The sequence below is a fragment of the Parabacteroides sp. PF5-9 genome, from assembly GCF_029893105.1.
Classification (GTDB): domain Bacteria; phylum Bacteroidota; class Bacteroidia; order Bacteroidales; family Tannerellaceae; genus JARXWG01.
Genome location: NZ_JARXWG010000016.1, coordinates 1 through 13,844, shown reverse-complemented (window position 1 = coordinate 13,844; position 13,844 = coordinate 1). Strand labels below are relative to the sequence as shown.

Here is a 13,844-nt window from a genome sequence, read left to right as displayed (position 1 = left end):
CCTAATTAACCTTTAAACACTTTTTCTACAGAAATACCTCTGTTCTGGGCAACCATCAATGGATTTCTCAATTCACTCAGTGCAACAATTGTCGCTTTAACCAAGTTATGAGGATTTGATGAACCTTTTGATTTTGCCAAAACGTCAGTAACTCCTACACTTTCCAATACAGCACGCATAGCACCACCAGCCTTCACTCCAGTACCGTGAGTAGCCGGTTTAAGGAAAACTTGTGCACCGCCAAATTTAGCTACCTGCTCATGAGGGATAGTTCCCTTATGAATAGGCACTTTTATCAGATTCTTTTTAGCAGCTTCAACACCTTTAGCGATAGCTGTCGTTACTTCACCGGCCTTTCCTAAACCCCAACCGATGATACCATCTTCGTTTCCTACAACGACAATCGCAGCAAAACTAAAGGTACGTCCCCCTTTTGTTACTTTAGTAACACGGTTGATAGCGACCAATCTGTCTTTCAACTCTAAATCGTTGGTTGATTTAACTCTGTTTACCATCTTGTTTAAAATTTAAGGCCACCATTACGTGCTGCATCTGCTAATTCTTTAATTCTCCCATGATACAGGTAACCGTTACGATCGAATACAACCACCTGAATACCGGCTTCCTGTGCACTCTTCGCGATCAATTCACCCACTTTAGCTGCCAACTCTTTTTTAGAAATTTTCTCTTCTATTTTTAAAGAAGAAGCAGCGGCCAGTGTTTTACCTGTCGTGTCATCTATAACCTGTGCATAGATCTGTTTATTACTTCTAAACACAGTAAGGCGTGGACGCTCAGTCGTACCTGAGACTTTACCACGAATCCCTTTCTTTATTTTTATTCTTCTTGCGTCTTTCGTTGTCATGATAATTTCTGTTTACATCAATTATTTACCAGCTGACTTACCAGACTTTCTACGAATCACTTCACCGACAAACTTAATACCCTTTCCTTTATAAGGTTCAGGTTTACGGAATGAACGGATTTTCGCACAAACTTGTCCGATTAATTGTTTATCAGCCGATTCAAGGATAATAAGTGGATTCTTGTTTCTCTCGGTTTTTGTTTCCACTTTCACTTCTGAAGGCAACAACATATAAATATTATGCGTATAACCTAAAGATAGATCCAGTAACTGTCCCGCATTAGATACACGGTAACCTACACCAACCAATTCAAGTTCTTTTTTATATCCTTCTGAAACACCAACTACCATGTTATTGATCAACGAACGATACAACCCGTGCAACGCACGATGATTCTTTTCATCACTTGGTCTCGACAACTGAAGTATTCCATCTTCTAATGAAACGGTAATATCAGGATTAACATCCTGTTTCAGTTCGCCTTTAGGACCTTTCACTGTGACTACATGATCTTTGATAGTCACTGTAACACCTGCCGGTACCTGAATGGGTAATTTTCCTATTCTTGACATTCTACTTTCCTCCTCATTAATAAACGTAACATAATACTTCACCACCGATCTTCTGATCACGGGCTTCTTTGTCTGTCATCACTCCTTTAGAAGTAGAAAGAACGGCAATACCTAAACCATTCAATACACGAGGCATGTCTTTGTAACCAGTGTACTTACGCAAACCTGGAGTTGATACTCTCTCCAGCTTCTTGATCGCATTCACTTTGTTTACTACGTCATACTTCAAGGCGATCTTAATCGTTCCTTGGGGGCCTTCATCTACAAACTTAAAATTAAGTATGTAGCCCTTGTCGAAGAGAATCTTTGTGATTTCCTTCTTTAAATTTGACGCCGGCACTTCTACTACTCTGTGCTTCGCTTTGATCGCATTACGCAATCTCGTCAAATAATCTGCAATAGGATCTGTCATATAATTAATGTTTAAATTGATCCCGACAGGTCGGGACAATATTTAAATAACGAAATCTTACCAACTTGCTTTTCGAACACCCGGAATTAAACCATTGGATGCCATTTCACGAAATTGGATACGTGAAATACCGAACTGGCGCATATACCCTTTCGGACGACCTGTTAATTTGCAACGATTATGCATACGTACAGGAGAAGCATTTTTCGGTAAAGCCTGTAAAGCATCATAATTGCCTTCTGCTTTAAGCTGAGCTCTTTTTGCAGCATATTTAGCAACCATCTTTGCTCTTTTCACCTCACGGGCTTTCATTGATTCTTTTGCCATATCTACTTAGTCTTTTTTAGCATTTTTAAAAGGCAAACCAAACTCTCTCAGCAGGGCATACCCTTCCTCATCTGTTTTTGCAGAGGTCACAAAGGTAATATTCATTCCCAATATCTTGGTAATATTATCGATATTTATTTCCGGGAAGATGATCTGTTCCTGAATTCCGAGGGTATAATTACCTCTTCCATCTAATTTACTTTCGATTCCCTTGAAGTCGCGAATACGCGGCAATGCCACACGTACTAATCTTTCAAGGAATTCATACATTTGCTCACGACGCAATGTCACCATTACCCCGATCGGCATTTTCTTACGCAGTTTGAAGTTCGAAATATCTTTCTTAGAGACTGTAGCTACAGCTTTCTGACCCGTGATGTTGCTCAATTCACTGATTGCCACATCAATAATCTTCTTGTCGGCAGTAGCCATACCTAAACCTTGATTGATCACAATCTTCTTCAGCACAGGAACTTGCATCACCGATTTATAACCGAACTCTTTTGTCAAAGCAGGAACTATCCGCTCCTGATAATCGTTCTTAAGACTGGCAGTATTTGTCGTGCTCATCACTTAATTTCCTCCCCTGATTTTTTAGCGTAACGTACTAAAGTTCCTTTATCATTCAGCTTACGACCTATACGTGTTGCTTTTCCTGATTTAGGATCAAGCACGTTGAGGTTTGAAAGATGAATAGGAGCTTCTTTCTTTTCAACTCCTCCCTGAGGATTCTTTGCATTTGGCTTAGTATGTTTAGAGACCATATTAACACCTTCCACAATGGCACGGTTTTCTTTTACAAACACTTGTAAAACACGACCTGTTTTGCCTTTATCTTCACCGGTATTAACAAATACTATATCGCCTTTTTTAATATGTAATTTACTCATTACTTTACGATTTACGAATTAAAGCACTTCTGGTGCAAGTGATACAATTTTCATATTTGTTGCACGCAGTTCTCTGGCAACCGGGCCAAAGATACGGCTACCACGGATATCACCGGAAGCATTCAAGAGTACACACGCATTGTCATCAAAACGAATGTACGAGCCATCCTGACGACGAATCTCTTTCTTCGTTCGAACAATCACAGCTCTTGAAACTGTACCTTTTTTTACATCGCTGGCAGGAATAGTACTCTTAACAGCAACTACGATAATGTCTCCAACTGAAGCATAACGCTTGCGGGTTCCTCCCAAAACGCGAATACATAAAGCTTCTTTAGCGCCGCTGTTATCAGCAACTACTAATCTTGATTCTTGTTGTATCATCTTACTTAGCCCTTTCGATTATTTGTACTAACCTCCATCTCTTAGTTTTGCTCAGCGGACGAGTCTCCATAATTTTTACGGTATCGCCGATATTGCATTCGTTCTTTTCGTCATGAGCGTGATATTTTTTCGTCTTATTCACGAATTTACCATACATGGGGTGTTTTTCCTTCCATTTAATCGCAACAGTGATGCTTTTATCCATCTTGTTGCTGGTAACCACGCCCATTCTTTCTTTTCTTAAATTTCTAGTTTCCATCAGGCTCAATTATTTGTTGTTAAGTTCTCGTTGACGCAACTCAGTTTTGATGCGTGCAATCGTCCTGCGTTGTTGTTTAATCTGAGCAGGGTTGTCCATAGGAGAAATACTATGGTTGATTACCTTTTGATCATAAGAAGCTGTTTCAGCTTCAACCCTTTCCAGTAATTCTTTTGTACTTAATTCTCTAACTTCTGCAATCTTCATAACAATTACGCATTTTGATTTTGCATATCATAATCACGTCTCACAACAAACTTTGTTGTTACCGGAAGTTTCTGAGCGGCTAAACGCAACGCTTCTTTGGCAACATCAAATGGAACGCCTTCTATCTCAAAAAGAATACGGCCTGGAGTTACAGGAGCAACAAATCCTTCCGGATTACCTTTTCCCTTACCCATACGTACTTCAGCAGGTTTCTTTGTAATTGGTTTATCCGGGAAAATACGCACCCATACCTGACCCTGACGTTGCATGTAACGTGTCACAGCAATACGGGCAGCTTCAATCTGGCGACCGGTAATCCATTTACTCTCTAACGATTTTATCCCAAAAGATCCGAAGGCAATCTGGTTACCGCGTTGGGCTTCACCCTTCATACGGCCTTTTTGCATCCTTCTGAACCTGGTTTTCTTAGGTTGTAACATCTTTCTTAAATTCTAACGTTTAACGATTAGCTCTCTTCTTCTTGAAGTTTCTGTCTCCTCTTTCTCTGTTACCTCCGGCATTTTCATGTCTGCGGCCTGAATCTTTCTGCTGTGCAAATGAAGGAGCAAGATCTCTCTTTCCATACACTTCACCACGACAAATCCATACCTTAATGCCAAGTAACCCCACTTTTGTCAACGCCTCAGCCAGCGCATAATCAATGTCTGCCCTGAAAGTATGCAACGGAGTTCTTCCTTCTTTATACATTTCCGAACGAGCCATTTCAGCTCCGTTCAGACGCCCAGAGATTTGAATTTTAATACCTTCGGCACCCATTCTCATGGTAGAGGCTATAGCCATCTTAATAGCACGACGGTAAGCAATTTTTCCTTCCAGTTGACGAGCAATATTGTTTGCTACAATAACAGCGTCTAATTCAGGTCTTTTTACCTCAAAGATGTTAATCTGAACCTCTTTGTCGGTAATTTTTTTCAACTCCTCTTTCAACTTATCCACTTCCTGACCACCTTTTCCGATGATAATGCCCGGACGCGATGTGCAAACAGTAATTGTGATCAACTTAAGCGTTCGTTCAATAACGATACGCGATACACTAGCCTTGGCCAGACGAGCATTCAGATACTTACGGATTTTACTGTCTTCCAACAGCGTATCGCCATAATTCTTGCCGCCATACCAATTGGAATCCCAACCACGGATAATTCCTAAACGATTACTAATCGGATTTACTTTTTGTCCCATCTACAATTAATTTTGACTATCGTTTGTACTTAGTGTATCCACAAACAATGTTACATGGTTCGAACGTTTACGAATTCTGTAACCTCTACCCTGAGGAGCCGGACGCATTCTCTTCAATGTTGTTGCGCAATCTACGCTGATAGAAGAGACATACAACTCACCAGTTTCTGCTTTACGTTCGTTCTTCTGTTCCCAGTTGGCGATAGCCGAACGAAGTAACTTTTCTACTCTTGCTGCAGCTTCTTTATTTGAAAACTTCAAAACACCAAGCGCTCTGAATACTTCCATGCCACGAACCATGTCTACAACGAGACGCATCTTACGTGGAGAAGTAGGAACATTCCGCAATTTTGCGAAATACATGGTTTTTTGGGCATCCTTTCTTGCTTCAGCTGATATTCTTTTTCTAGCACCCATTTTATTCGATTCTTTTTATTTTCAGATTCCTGAGTTCCTGTTCCTATCGTTATCTTTTCTTATTACCGGCATGACCACGGAATACGCGTGTAGGAGAAAATTCACCTAACTTATGGCCTACCATATTTTCGGTAACGAAAACAGGAATAAATTTATTTCCATTGTGAACTGCAATTGTATGCCCTACAAAATCAGGCGAAATCATTGAAGCTCTTGCCCATGTCTTAATGACCGACTTTTTGCCTGACTCATTCATTGTCAGAACTTTCTTTTCAAGCTTTACATTAATATACGGGCCTTTTTTTAGTGAACGACTCATAGTTTACTTAATTAATCAGATTATTTCTTTCTTCTTTCAATAATATATTTTGAAGAATGCTTCTTAGGAGCTCTTGTCTTCAAGCCCTTAGCATATAAGCCTTTGCGTGAACGCGGATGTCCTCCTGAAGCACGTCCTTCACCACCACCCATCGGGTGATCAACCGGGTTCATAACAACCCCGCGGTTACGTGGACGACGTCCCAGCCATCTGGAGCGACCGGCTTTACCTGATTTTTCAAGACCATGGTCTGAGTTACCAACACTACCAATGGTAGCTTTACAAGCTGCAAGAATCTTTCTTGTCTCACCAGAAGGCATCTTAATGATCGCATAAGCACCTTCTTTAGAAGTCAGCTGAGCAAATGCTCCGGCCGAACGTACCATCTTGGCACCTTGTCCCGGACGAAGCTCAATATTATGAATAATCGTACCGACAGGTATATTTGCCATCGGCAAAGTATTCCCTACCTCAGGCGCAGCTTCTTTGCCTGAAATCACTGTCTGGCCAACTTCCAATCCGTTCGGAGCGATGATATAACTCTTTGCTCCGTCGGCATAATACAATAAAGCGATACGTGATGTACGATTCGGATCGTACTCAATGCTTTTTACTGTTGCAGGAATGCCATCTTTATTTCTCTTGAAATCGATAAATCTGTAACGTTTTTTGTGACCGCCACCGATATAACGCATAGTCATTTTACCGGTATTGTTACGACCACCTGAACGATTTTTACCTGTTACAAGAGACTTCTCTGGTGTACTTGCAGTGATTTTATCAAATGCACCAATAACTTTGTGTCTCTGCCCCGGTGTTGTGGGCTTTAATTTACGTATTCCCATTTCTTTTTTAGATATTACTAAAGAAATCTATTGTTTCTCCTTCTTTCAATGTAATGATCGCTTTTTTGTATGCCGCTTGTTTACCGGTAATAATACCCGATTTGGTATAACGACTTTTACGTTTACCTGAATAGTTGATGGTATTCACATCTTCAACGGTAACGTTATACATATCTTCGATCGCTTTTTTTATCTGCAGCTTATTGGCATCAGGAGATACACGAAAACCATAGCGAGTCGGCATCTTCTCTGTGATCGCTGTTTGCTTCTCTGTTATGATAGGTTTAATAATAATTCCCATTTTTCTACTCCTTATGCATTAAAATTTTTCTCAATGACAGCCAAAGAACTCTCAGTCAATACCAGGTTTCCTGCATTGAGGATTCCGTATGTATTTAACTCAGATGCTGTTATAACATTTGCTCTCTGTAAATTACGAGCCGACAAATATACAAAATTGTTCTTTTCCGGCAATACCACAAGCAGCTTTTTATCAGCGACTTTCAGGTTTTTAGCAATCGCAATAAATTCTTTTGTCTTTGGAGCTTCCATTACAAAATCTTCCACCACAACAATCGCTTGTTCTTTTGCCTTATAAGCCAACGCTGATTTGCGAGCCAGACTTTTCACTTTCTTATTCAATTTGAAGCTGTAGTCTCTTGGTTTAGGACCAAACACACGTGCTCCACCGACCAATACCGGAGAATTAATATCACCACGACGTGCACCACCCCCACCTTTCTGGCGGATCAGCTTACGTGTACTTCCGGAAATTTCACTTCTCTCTTTTGACTTATGCGTTCCCTGGCGCTGATTAGCCAAATATTGTTTTACATCCAGGTAGATCGCATGATCATTAGGGGCAATACCGAAAATCGCATCATTCAATGTTACTTTTCTTCCGGTATCTTCGCCTTTAATATTTAATATGCTCAGTTCCATTATTTCTCAATTAATACGATTGAACCTTTTGCTCCCGGAACAGAACCTTTCACCAATAAAAGATTATGTTCAGGCATCACCTTGATCACTTCCAGATTCTGAACAGTTACCCGTTCGTTACCCATCTGACCTGCCATACGCATTCCTTTAAATACCTTTGCAGGATAAGAACACGCACCAATACTACCCGGAGCACGTAAACGGTTATGCTGACCGTGAGTAGTCTGACCTACCCCGCCAAAACCATGACGTTTAACAACTCCCTGGAACCCTTTCCCTTTAGATGTACCAACGACATCTACAAAACCTGCATCTTCCAGATAATCCACGGTGATCACATCACCCAGATTGTATGCAGCTTCAAAATCTTTGAACTCGGCCAAGTATCTCTTGGGCGTTACACCAGCTTTCTTGAAATGACCCATCTCAGGTTTTGTCGTGTGTTTCTCTTTTTTATCATCGAAACCCAACTGAACAGCCTGATAGCCGTCTTTTTCAAGTGTTTTAATCTGTGTAACAACACAAGGACCTACTTCGATAACAGTGCATGGAAGATTTTTTCCCTCGGCACTGAATACGGATGTCATTCCGATTTTCTTTCCTAATAATCCTGGCATTTCACTTAATTTTTATGATCTCACACTTTTATTTCAACCTCTACTCCACTGGGCAATTCCAGTTTCATCAGAGCGTCAACTGTTTTTGCAGTTGAACTGTAAATATCTATTAATCTCTTATACGAAGAGAGTTCGAACTGCTCACGTGATTTTTTATTCACGAAAGTAGAGCGGTTCACTGTAAAAATACGCTTGTGCGTAGGAAGAGGTATCGGACCACTCACCACAGCACCTGTCGCCTTTACCGTCTTAACGATTTTCTCGGCCGACTTGTCAACCAGCGAATAATCGTAAGATTTCAATTTAATTCTAATTTTTTGGCTCATTACTAATTATAAATTATGTATTATAAATATGCATGGGGGAAAGAGCCATTTCCTCCCCCCATATTATTTTATTTTACTAAATCAACACGCCCTTGCACTTCTGTCAACACCTGCTTGGCGATTGCCGAGGAGGTGGCCATATAGTGCGAGAATTGCATGGATGATGTTGCACGACCGGATGTAATTGTACGCAATGCAGTCACGTAACCGAATGTCTCAGCCAATGGCACTTTTGCTTTTACAATACGGGCACCGGTACGGCTTGACTCCATACCTTCTACCTGACCGCGACGTTTATTTAAGTCACCGATCACATCCCCCATACTCTCTTCCGGAGTAACCACTTCGATCTTCATAATCGGCTCCAGCAATGTCGGACCAGCCTTAGCAGCAGCTTCTTTGAATGCCTGAATTGCAGCAATCTCGAAAGACAACTGGTCAGAGTCAACCGCATGGTAAGAACCATCGATCAGCGTAACTTTCATCGTATCCAATGGATAACCAGCCAATACACCATTCTTCATCGCTTTTTCAAAACCTTTCTGAACAGATGGAATAAACTCCTTCGGAATATTACCACCTTTCACCTGGTCAATAAATTGCAATGTACCTTCAAAGTCTTCGTCTGCCGGTTCAATACGAACAATGATATCAGCAAATTTACCACGACCTCCGGACTGTTTCTTATAAACTTCACGCAACTCTACAGGTTGAGTGATCGCTTCTTTATAAGTTACCTGAGGACGTCCCTGGTTACATTCTACTTTAAACTCACGACGCAGACGGTCGATAATGATATCCAAGTGAAGTTCACCCATACCACTGATTACAGTCTGACCGGTATCTTCATTTGTTTGAACACGGAACGTTGGATCCTCTTCAGCCAACTTAGCTAATCCCATTCCCAGTCTATCCAGGTCTTTTTGAGTTTTTGGTTCAACCGCAATTCCGATAACCGGTTCCGGGAACTCCATAGACTCTAACGTAATCGGATGTGCTTCATCGCATAACGTATCACCTGTACGTATATCTTTAAAACCTACTCCTGCACCGATATCACCACAACCAATCATCTCCATTGGATTCTGTTTGTTTGAGTGCATCTGGAACAGACGAGAGATACGTTCTTTTTTACCTGTACGGCTGTTATAGATATAAGATCCGGCATCCAACTTACCAGCATAAACACGGAAGAAACACAAACGTCCTACATACGGGTCGGTTGCGATCTTAAATGCCAATGCGGTCAAAGGCTCTTCATAGATCGGTTTACGGATGATTACTTTGTCCGGATCACTCGGATCCGTTCCTTCGATCGATTCGGTATCCGCCGGACTCGGCAGGTAAGAACAAACGGCATCCAATAGCGGTTGCACCCCTTTGTTCTTGAAAGAAGATCCGCAAATCATCGGATTGATCTGCATAGCCAATGTACCTTTACGGATAGCTACACGGATTTCTTCCTCTGTAATTGTAGAAGGATCATCAAAATATTTTTCCATTAAGACATCGTCACACTCTGCCAAAACTTCCAACATTTTATCTCTCCACTCTTCTGCTTCAGAAAGCAAATCGGCAGGAATTTCTTCAACAGAATATTCAGCACCCATGGTCTCATCATGCCAAAGGATCGCTTTCATTTTTACCAAGTCGACAACCCCCAGGAATTTTTCTTCTGCTCCGATAGGGATCTGGATCGGACAAGGATTTGCTCCTAATACATCTTTCACCTGACGCACCACTTCATAGTAGTTCGCGCCTGAACGGTCCATTTTATTTACATAGCCGATTCTGGGTACATTATATTTATCCGCCTGACGCCATACTGTTTCAGATTGTGGCTCTACACCACCTACTGCACAAAAAGCAGCAACAGCACCATCCAATACACGCAACGAACGCTCTACCTCAACAGTAAAGTCCACGTGTCCCGGGGTGTCGATCAGGTTGATTTTATATTTATCGTTAGCGTAATTCCAGAAAGTGGTGGTAGCAGCAGAAGTGATCGTAATACCACGTTCTTGTTCTTGCGCCATCCAGTCCATGGTAGCAGTACCATCGTGCGTTTCACCAATCTTATGTGTCAGACCGGTGTAGAAAAGAATACGCTCTGAAGTCGTCGTCTTTCCCGCGTCAATGTGTGCCATGATACCAATATTTCTGGTATACTTTAATTGTTCATCAGCTTTACTTGCCATATTTTTTCTTTATCTCTTAAATTTGCCTTAAATTAAAATCTGAAATGGGCAAAGGCACGGTTAGCCTCAGCCATACGATGCATATCTTCCTTACGTTTAAATGCACCTCCCTGATTGTTGAACGCATCAACAATCTCTGCCGCCAACTTGTCAGCCATGGTCTTACCACCACGCTTACGGGCATACAAAATCATATTTTTCATCGAAACCGATTCTTTACGATCAGGACGGATCTCTGTAGGTACTTGGAATGTAGCTCCTCCCACACGACGGGATTTCACTTCAACCTGAGGAGTAATATTATCGAGTGCGGCTTTCCATATCTCCAGCGAAGATTTCTCTTCATTCGCTAATTTAGCCTTTACATTTTCCAGAGCGGAATAAAAGATCGTGAAGGCAGTGCTCTTCTTGCCATCATACATTAAATGGTTAACGAATCTCGTCACCTTTACATCACCGAAGACCGGATCCGGGAGGATCTGTCTTTTCTTTGGTTTTGCTTTTCTCATTTGAATTTCAAAATTTGTTCTTGTCTTTGGTTGCCTTTTGTCTGTCTTCAACGGTTCCTCCGAACCATTTACTCAACCCTTATATAGCGTATCCAAAAAACTCAAACCGTTTTTTAATACTGAATTAAATCTCTGTTTGAAGGGGGATTACTTTTTAGCTGCTCCTGCTTTCGGACGTTTTGCTCCATATTTGGAACGTCTCTGCGTGCGACCGTTTACACCAGCTGTATCCAACGTACCACGAACAATATGATAACGTACCCCTGGAAGGTCTTTTACACGACCACCACGCACCAACACGATCGAGTGTTCCTGCAAGTTGTGTCCTTCTCCCGGAATATAAGAGTTCACCTCTTTACCATTTGTCAAACGTACCCTGGCTACTTTACGCATAGCTGAGTTCGGTTTCTTTGGGGTTGTAGTATACACACGCACACATACGCCACGTCTTTGCGGACAAGCATCCAATGCAGGTGATTTACCTTTTTCCACCAAAGTTTCCCTTCCTTTTCTAACTAATTGTTGAATTGTAGGCATTTCTTTTCTTTATTTTTTAAACTTTGAATGTATCTTAATCGTTATTCTACCTAAAAATAGCGGGTGCAAAGATAACCATTATTTTCGGACAATCAAGTAGTTGCCGATAATAATTTGATACCCTGCTCCAAAAAGTGGTGCAAAGTTACAGAAATGTTGCTTTCCTTTTTAGGGAAGATTGGATATATTATTATTTTTTAACAATCAAAGATTGTCTTTTTCGCCTCCAACAGAAACAGATCACCGCTACATACAACAACACCGAACAATACACCCGCAAAAGTGCAGGTCTCCCCAAAGCCACAAAACAACAGGACAATCCCGCTCAATGTGAGCAGGATTGCCATAATAAGTTGCAGGTTAGTCTGCATGAGGCCGTTCACAATCATCTGTGATTACGATCGGTTTATCCTCTTCATACTTCACCTCCGAACCAGCCTTACGCAGACTGCTACCCGGACTGAATACAATTTTCGCTTTGCGGATATCCGCCGCTGAAAAATCGTCCGCCGTATCGGTACCATTCGAGCTGATCGTCAAACGGAAATTACCCAGTTCGCCCACCTGTACGATATTACTCGACTGCAGTTCCACTTCCATCACCCAGTTCAACGAATCGAGCACCGCCTTCACATCCGCACTCGAAATAGATGAGCGCGCCGAGATCAGCTTACATAATTTCGGCAGATCACAATATCCGTTCGATTTTGCCACTGCATAAGTTTTCACCTGTCCTGCCGATTCTCCGGCCAATAACTTACGTTCTACTTTTCTAAATTTTAATGCCATGATTTTGAATGTTTAATTTTTAATGATTAATGATTAATTGTGATCACATTGCAAATGTAGGCTGACGAAAAAAAGCAGAACTGCTGTAATAACGCAATAATATAGGGAGAGACAAAAGGATCTGTCGTTTGATTTACAGATAATTAAACCACTCTATTCTGTCGTATTTCAACACTCTACCGTGGCGTATTGCAGCATATCCATTAACTCTTCGGGAGTAAAACGAGCAGTACGGATACAATCACCCAAAGTGCTTATTTTCAACGAGTATTTAAAAGAGAGCAGAATACAAAAGCCCAAATGGTTGAATGAGACTTTATGATTTTTTCGGTTTTTCTCCAATAAATTGAACACTTTTTTAAACAGTTGCGGCTCTTCCAACGAATAGGTCAGTTCGCCCAGAATAGTCTCCCGATGGAGATAATCCAGAAACTGCTGCCAATCGTGTTGTACCAGGTTAATCAGAAAGGTACGATACCATCCGGGAAGTTCCTCCCAGTGATACACTGCCATCGTATAGGCTTTACGGTAATAGTTGGTTTTTTCTTGTGGGGTAAGATGTTGGATGGCGCGATTAAAGCATCTGACGGAGGGACGTTTCCCTCCGAATAGTTTTTTCAAGGGGTTTGACATAAGTATTAAGGTTTGATTAATGTACCAAAAAGAGTCTGTTAAAATAGAGCGAGTACGCTTACTACGCTTTTATAATTTCAAGAACTGCAAATCAACAACGGTAACTGCTTGGATCAGACATCACGGCACGAACCATCCGTTGATCAAAGTCTTCAAAATTTTGCATCTCTCCGATCAAATCCAGTGCATAATGGAAAAAGAAAACAGCAATTCCCATTTTACCATACACTAAACCGGGACATTCCGTCAATGTGCCGTTAAGTAAAAGCATTTCGGCTATTTACTGGAGGTCTTGTAGTATAAGATTACGAGTATGTACTATCATGTTAATTAATCAATAAATAAAAGAAGATGGAAGATGGAATACTGAAGTTAGAAAGTAGAAAAAAAAGATATAATTCACAGCCACGAAAGGCTAACTTCTATCTTCCACGAGTATTCCGAGTAATCACTTCCTATGCGCATTCATCATTAATAATTAATGTCCCTTCTTATATTTTGCCAACATAATCACCGGATTGGATTCTTCATGTAATCCCGCTGCAATCTCTTTAAGTTTGCCTTTTAGTTGACCTTTTTCGTAAGCATCAAG

Annotated in this window: 25 protein-coding genes; all 25 read right to left on the bottom strand. The window is 41.1% G+C overall.

The genetic code is table 11. The annotated features are described in order from the left end of the window. Nucleotides 1–5: 5 nt before the first annotated feature. Nucleotides 6–515, bottom strand: a complete 510-nt coding sequence (gene rpsE, locus M2135_RS10130) for a 30S ribosomal protein S5 (RefSeq protein ID WP_280748387.1) — start codon at nucleotides 513–515, stop codon at nucleotides 6–8. 5 nt (nucleotides 516–520) lie between these two features. Beyond that, entirely contained in the window at nucleotides 521–865 is a 345-nt protein-coding gene (rplR, locus tag M2135_RS10125; RefSeq protein WP_280748386.1) for a 50S ribosomal protein L18, read from the bottom strand. A 21-nt stretch (nucleotides 866–886) separates the two neighbouring features. Beyond that, on the bottom strand, nucleotides 887–1,438 hold the full coding sequence (gene rplF, locus M2135_RS10120; protein WP_280748385.1) for a 50S ribosomal protein L6: 552 nt from the start codon (nucleotides 1,436–1,438) through the stop codon (nucleotides 887–889). Between the two features lie 16 nt (nucleotides 1,439–1,454). Continuing rightward, nucleotides 1,455–1,850: a 30S ribosomal protein S8 gene (gene rpsH, locus M2135_RS10115; protein WP_280748384.1), complete on the bottom strand. Its 396-nt coding sequence runs from the start codon at nucleotides 1,848–1,850 to the stop codon at nucleotides 1,455–1,457. A 57-nt stretch (nucleotides 1,851–1,907) separates the two neighbouring features. Beyond that, entirely contained in the window at nucleotides 1,908–2,177 is a 270-nt protein-coding gene (gene rpsN / locus M2135_RS10110; protein WP_280748383.1) for a 30S ribosomal protein S14, read from the bottom strand. A 6-nt stretch (nucleotides 2,178–2,183) separates the two neighbouring features. Then, complete coding sequence (rplE, locus tag M2135_RS10105) at nucleotides 2,184–2,747, bottom strand: 50S ribosomal protein L5 (RefSeq protein WP_280748382.1); 564 nt, start codon at nucleotides 2,745–2,747, stop codon at nucleotides 2,184–2,186. Continuing rightward, nucleotides 2,747–3,067: a 50S ribosomal protein L24 gene (gene rplX, locus M2135_RS10100; RefSeq protein ID WP_280748381.1), complete on the bottom strand. Its 321-nt coding sequence runs from the start codon at nucleotides 3,065–3,067 to the stop codon at nucleotides 2,747–2,749. Before rplX ends, rplE begins: the two co-directional genes overlap by 1 nt. 18 nt (nucleotides 3,068–3,085) lie before the next feature. Next, complete coding sequence (rplN, locus tag M2135_RS10095; RefSeq protein ID WP_280748380.1) at nucleotides 3,086–3,451, bottom strand: 50S ribosomal protein L14; 366 nt, start codon at nucleotides 3,449–3,451, stop codon at nucleotides 3,086–3,088. A gap of 1 nt (nucleotide 3,452) precedes the next feature. After that, a complete protein-coding gene (gene rpsQ / locus M2135_RS10090; protein ID WP_280748379.1) occupies nucleotides 3,453–3,710 on the bottom strand; it encodes a 30S ribosomal protein S17 in 258 nt (85 codons plus the stop codon). A gap of 9 nt (nucleotides 3,711–3,719) precedes the next feature. After that, a complete protein-coding gene (gene rpmC, locus M2135_RS10085) occupies nucleotides 3,720–3,917 on the bottom strand; it encodes a 50S ribosomal protein L29 (protein ID WP_280748378.1) in 198 nt (65 codons plus the stop codon). A gap of 5 nt (nucleotides 3,918–3,922) precedes the next feature. Then, nucleotides 3,923–4,357, bottom strand: a complete 435-nt coding sequence (gene rplP, locus M2135_RS10080; RefSeq protein ID WP_280748377.1) for a 50S ribosomal protein L16 — start codon at nucleotides 4,355–4,357, stop codon at nucleotides 3,923–3,925. Nucleotides 4,358–4,376: 19 nt separating this feature from the next. After that, nucleotides 4,377–5,120 carry a 30S ribosomal protein S3 gene (gene rpsC, locus M2135_RS10075; protein WP_280748376.1) on the bottom strand — a complete coding sequence of 248 codons (744 nt, stop codon included), beginning with the start codon at nucleotides 5,118–5,120 and terminating at the stop codon, nucleotides 4,377–4,379. A gap of 6 nt (nucleotides 5,121–5,126) precedes the next feature. Next, on the bottom strand, nucleotides 5,127–5,537 hold the full coding sequence (gene rplV, locus M2135_RS10070) for a 50S ribosomal protein L22 (RefSeq protein ID WP_280748375.1): 411 nt from the start codon (nucleotides 5,535–5,537) through the stop codon (nucleotides 5,127–5,129). 49 nt (nucleotides 5,538–5,586) lie between these two features. Next, nucleotides 5,587–5,856: a 30S ribosomal protein S19 gene (gene rpsS, locus M2135_RS10065; protein ID WP_280748374.1), complete on the bottom strand. Its 270-nt coding sequence runs from the start codon at nucleotides 5,854–5,856 to the stop codon at nucleotides 5,587–5,589. A 20-nt stretch (nucleotides 5,857–5,876) separates the two neighbouring features. Beyond that, nucleotides 5,877–6,701: a 50S ribosomal protein L2 gene (rplB, locus tag M2135_RS10060; RefSeq protein ID WP_280748373.1), complete on the bottom strand. Its 825-nt coding sequence runs from the start codon at nucleotides 6,699–6,701 to the stop codon at nucleotides 5,877–5,879. A gap of 7 nt (nucleotides 6,702–6,708) precedes the next feature. Beyond that, nucleotides 6,709–7,002, bottom strand: a complete 294-nt coding sequence (rplW, locus tag M2135_RS10055) for a 50S ribosomal protein L23 (protein WP_280748372.1) — start codon at nucleotides 7,000–7,002, stop codon at nucleotides 6,709–6,711. An 11-nt stretch (nucleotides 7,003–7,013) separates the two neighbouring features. Next, entirely contained in the window at nucleotides 7,014–7,643 is a 630-nt protein-coding gene (gene rplD, locus M2135_RS10050) for a 50S ribosomal protein L4 (RefSeq protein ID WP_280748371.1), read from the bottom strand. Then, entirely contained in the window at nucleotides 7,643–8,260 is a 618-nt protein-coding gene (gene rplC / locus M2135_RS10045) for a 50S ribosomal protein L3 (RefSeq protein WP_280748370.1), read from the bottom strand. The genes rplD and rplC overlap by 1 nt, the downstream gene beginning before the upstream one ends. Before the next feature lie 20 nt (nucleotides 8,261–8,280). Continuing rightward, nucleotides 8,281–8,586: a 30S ribosomal protein S10 gene (gene rpsJ / locus M2135_RS10040; RefSeq protein ID WP_005634728.1), complete on the bottom strand. Its 306-nt coding sequence runs from the start codon at nucleotides 8,584–8,586 to the stop codon at nucleotides 8,281–8,283. 68 nt (nucleotides 8,587–8,654) lie between these two features. Beyond that, nucleotides 8,655–10,784 carry an elongation factor G gene (gene fusA, locus M2135_RS10035; RefSeq protein WP_280748369.1) on the bottom strand — a complete coding sequence of 710 codons (2,130 nt, stop codon included), beginning with the start codon at nucleotides 10,782–10,784 and terminating at the stop codon, nucleotides 8,655–8,657. A 32-nt stretch (nucleotides 10,785–10,816) separates the two neighbouring features. Continuing rightward, nucleotides 10,817–11,293, bottom strand: a complete 477-nt coding sequence (gene rpsG, locus M2135_RS10030; protein WP_280748368.1) for a 30S ribosomal protein S7 — start codon at nucleotides 11,291–11,293, stop codon at nucleotides 10,817–10,819. A 147-nt stretch (nucleotides 11,294–11,440) separates the two neighbouring features. Further along, on the bottom strand, nucleotides 11,441–11,830 hold the full coding sequence (rpsL, locus tag M2135_RS10025; RefSeq protein WP_280748367.1) for a 30S ribosomal protein S12: 390 nt from the start codon (nucleotides 11,828–11,830) through the stop codon (nucleotides 11,441–11,443). Nucleotides 11,831–12,190: 360 nt separating this feature from the next. Then, the gene (locus M2135_RS10020) at nucleotides 12,191–12,619 is read right to left on the bottom strand and encodes an HU family DNA-binding protein (RefSeq protein ID WP_280748366.1); all 429 of its coding nucleotides are present in this window, start codon (nucleotides 12,617–12,619) and stop codon (nucleotides 12,191–12,193) included. A 168-nt stretch (nucleotides 12,620–12,787) separates the two neighbouring features. After that, a complete protein-coding gene (locus tag M2135_RS10015) occupies nucleotides 12,788–13,252 on the bottom strand; it encodes a hypothetical protein (RefSeq protein WP_280748365.1) in 465 nt (154 codons plus the stop codon). A 91-nt stretch (nucleotides 13,253–13,343) separates the two neighbouring features. Further along, nucleotides 13,344–13,523, bottom strand: a complete 180-nt coding sequence (locus tag M2135_RS10010) for a hypothetical protein (protein ID WP_280748364.1) — start codon at nucleotides 13,521–13,523, stop codon at nucleotides 13,344–13,346. Nucleotides 13,524–13,844 lie beyond the last annotated feature (321 nt).

What these genes read in the sequence shown, in the direction of transcription:
- rplV (WP_280748375.1), bottom strand. Translation starts at nt 5,537, where the DNA reads ATGGGTGCTAGAAAAAGAATATCAGCTGAAGCAAGAAAGGATGCCCAA.
- rpsJ (WP_005634728.1), bottom strand. Translation starts at nt 8,586, where the DNA reads ATGAGCCAAAAAATTAGAATTAAATTGAAATCTTACGATTATTCGCTG.
- rplD (WP_280748371.1), bottom strand. Translation starts at nt 7,643, where the DNA reads ATGGAACTGAGCATATTAAATATTAAAGGCGAAGATACCGGAAGAAAA.
- rplE (WP_280748382.1), bottom strand. Translation starts at nt 2,747, where the DNA reads ATGAGCACGACAAATACTGCCAGTCTTAAGAACGATTATCAGGAGCGG.
- rplB (WP_280748373.1), bottom strand. Translation starts at nt 6,701, where the DNA reads ATGGGAATACGTAAATTAAAGCCCACAACACCGGGGCAGAGACACAAA.
- rpmC (WP_280748378.1), bottom strand. Translation starts at nt 3,917, where the DNA reads ATGAAGATTGCAGAAGTTAGAGAATTAAGTACAAAAGAATTACTGGAA.
- rpsN (WP_280748383.1), bottom strand. Translation starts at nt 2,177, where the DNA reads ATGGCAAAAGAATCAATGAAAGCCCGTGAGGTGAAAAGAGCAAAGATG.
- rplR (WP_280748386.1), bottom strand. Translation starts at nt 865, where the DNA reads ATGACAACGAAAGACGCAAGAAGAATAAAAATAAAGAAAGGGATTCGT.
- rplW (WP_280748372.1), bottom strand. Translation starts at nt 7,002, where the DNA reads ATGGGAATTATTATTAAACCTATCATAACAGAGAAGCAAACAGCGATC.
- rplN (WP_280748380.1), bottom strand. Translation starts at nt 3,451, where the DNA reads ATGATACAACAAGAATCAAGATTAGTAGTTGCTGATAACAGCGGCGCT.
- rpsL (WP_280748367.1), bottom strand. Translation starts at nt 11,830, where the DNA reads ATGCCTACAATTCAACAATTAGTTAGAAAAGGAAGGGAAACTTTGGTG.
- M2135_RS10020 (WP_280748366.1), bottom strand. Translation starts at nt 12,619, where the DNA reads ATGGCATTAAAATTTAGAAAAGTAGAACGTAAGTTATTGGCCGGAGAA.
- rplX (WP_280748381.1), bottom strand. Translation starts at nt 3,067, where the DNA reads ATGAGTAAATTACATATTAAAAAAGGCGATATAGTATTTGTTAATACC.
- rplF (WP_280748385.1), bottom strand. Translation starts at nt 1,438, where the DNA reads ATGTCAAGAATAGGAAAATTACCCATTCAGGTACCGGCAGGTGTTACA.
- M2135_RS10015 (WP_280748365.1), bottom strand. Translation starts at nt 13,252, where the DNA reads ATGTCAAACCCCTTGAAAAAACTATTCGGAGGGAAACGTCCCTCCGTC.
- rplC (WP_280748370.1), bottom strand. Translation starts at nt 8,260, where the DNA reads ATGCCAGGATTATTAGGAAAGAAAATCGGAATGACATCCGTATTCAGT.
- M2135_RS10010 (WP_280748364.1), bottom strand. Translation starts at nt 13,523, where the DNA reads ATGCTTTTACTTAACGGCACATTGACGGAATGTCCCGGTTTAGTGTAT.
- rpsC (WP_280748376.1), bottom strand. Translation starts at nt 5,120, where the DNA reads ATGGGACAAAAAGTAAATCCGATTAGTAATCGTTTAGGAATTATCCGT.
- rplP (WP_280748377.1), bottom strand. Translation starts at nt 4,357, where the DNA reads ATGTTACAACCTAAGAAAACCAGGTTCAGAAGGATGCAAAAAGGCCGT.
- rpsE (WP_280748387.1), bottom strand. Translation starts at nt 515, where the DNA reads ATGGTAAACAGAGTTAAATCAACCAACGATTTAGAGTTGAAAGACAGA.
- fusA (WP_280748369.1), bottom strand. Translation starts at nt 10,784, where the DNA reads ATGGCAAGTAAAGCTGATGAACAATTAAAGTATACCAGAAATATTGGT.
- rpsQ (WP_280748379.1), bottom strand. Translation starts at nt 3,710, where the DNA reads ATGGAAACTAGAAATTTAAGAAAAGAAAGAATGGGCGTGGTTACCAGC.
- rpsH (WP_280748384.1), bottom strand. Translation starts at nt 1,850, where the DNA reads ATGACAGATCCTATTGCAGATTATTTGACGAGATTGCGTAATGCGATC.
- rpsG (WP_280748368.1), bottom strand. Translation starts at nt 11,293, where the DNA reads ATGAGAAAAGCAAAACCAAAGAAAAGACAGATCCTCCCGGATCCGGTC.
- rpsS (WP_280748374.1), bottom strand. Translation starts at nt 5,856, where the DNA reads ATGAGTCGTTCACTAAAAAAAGGCCCGTATATTAATGTAAAGCTTGAA.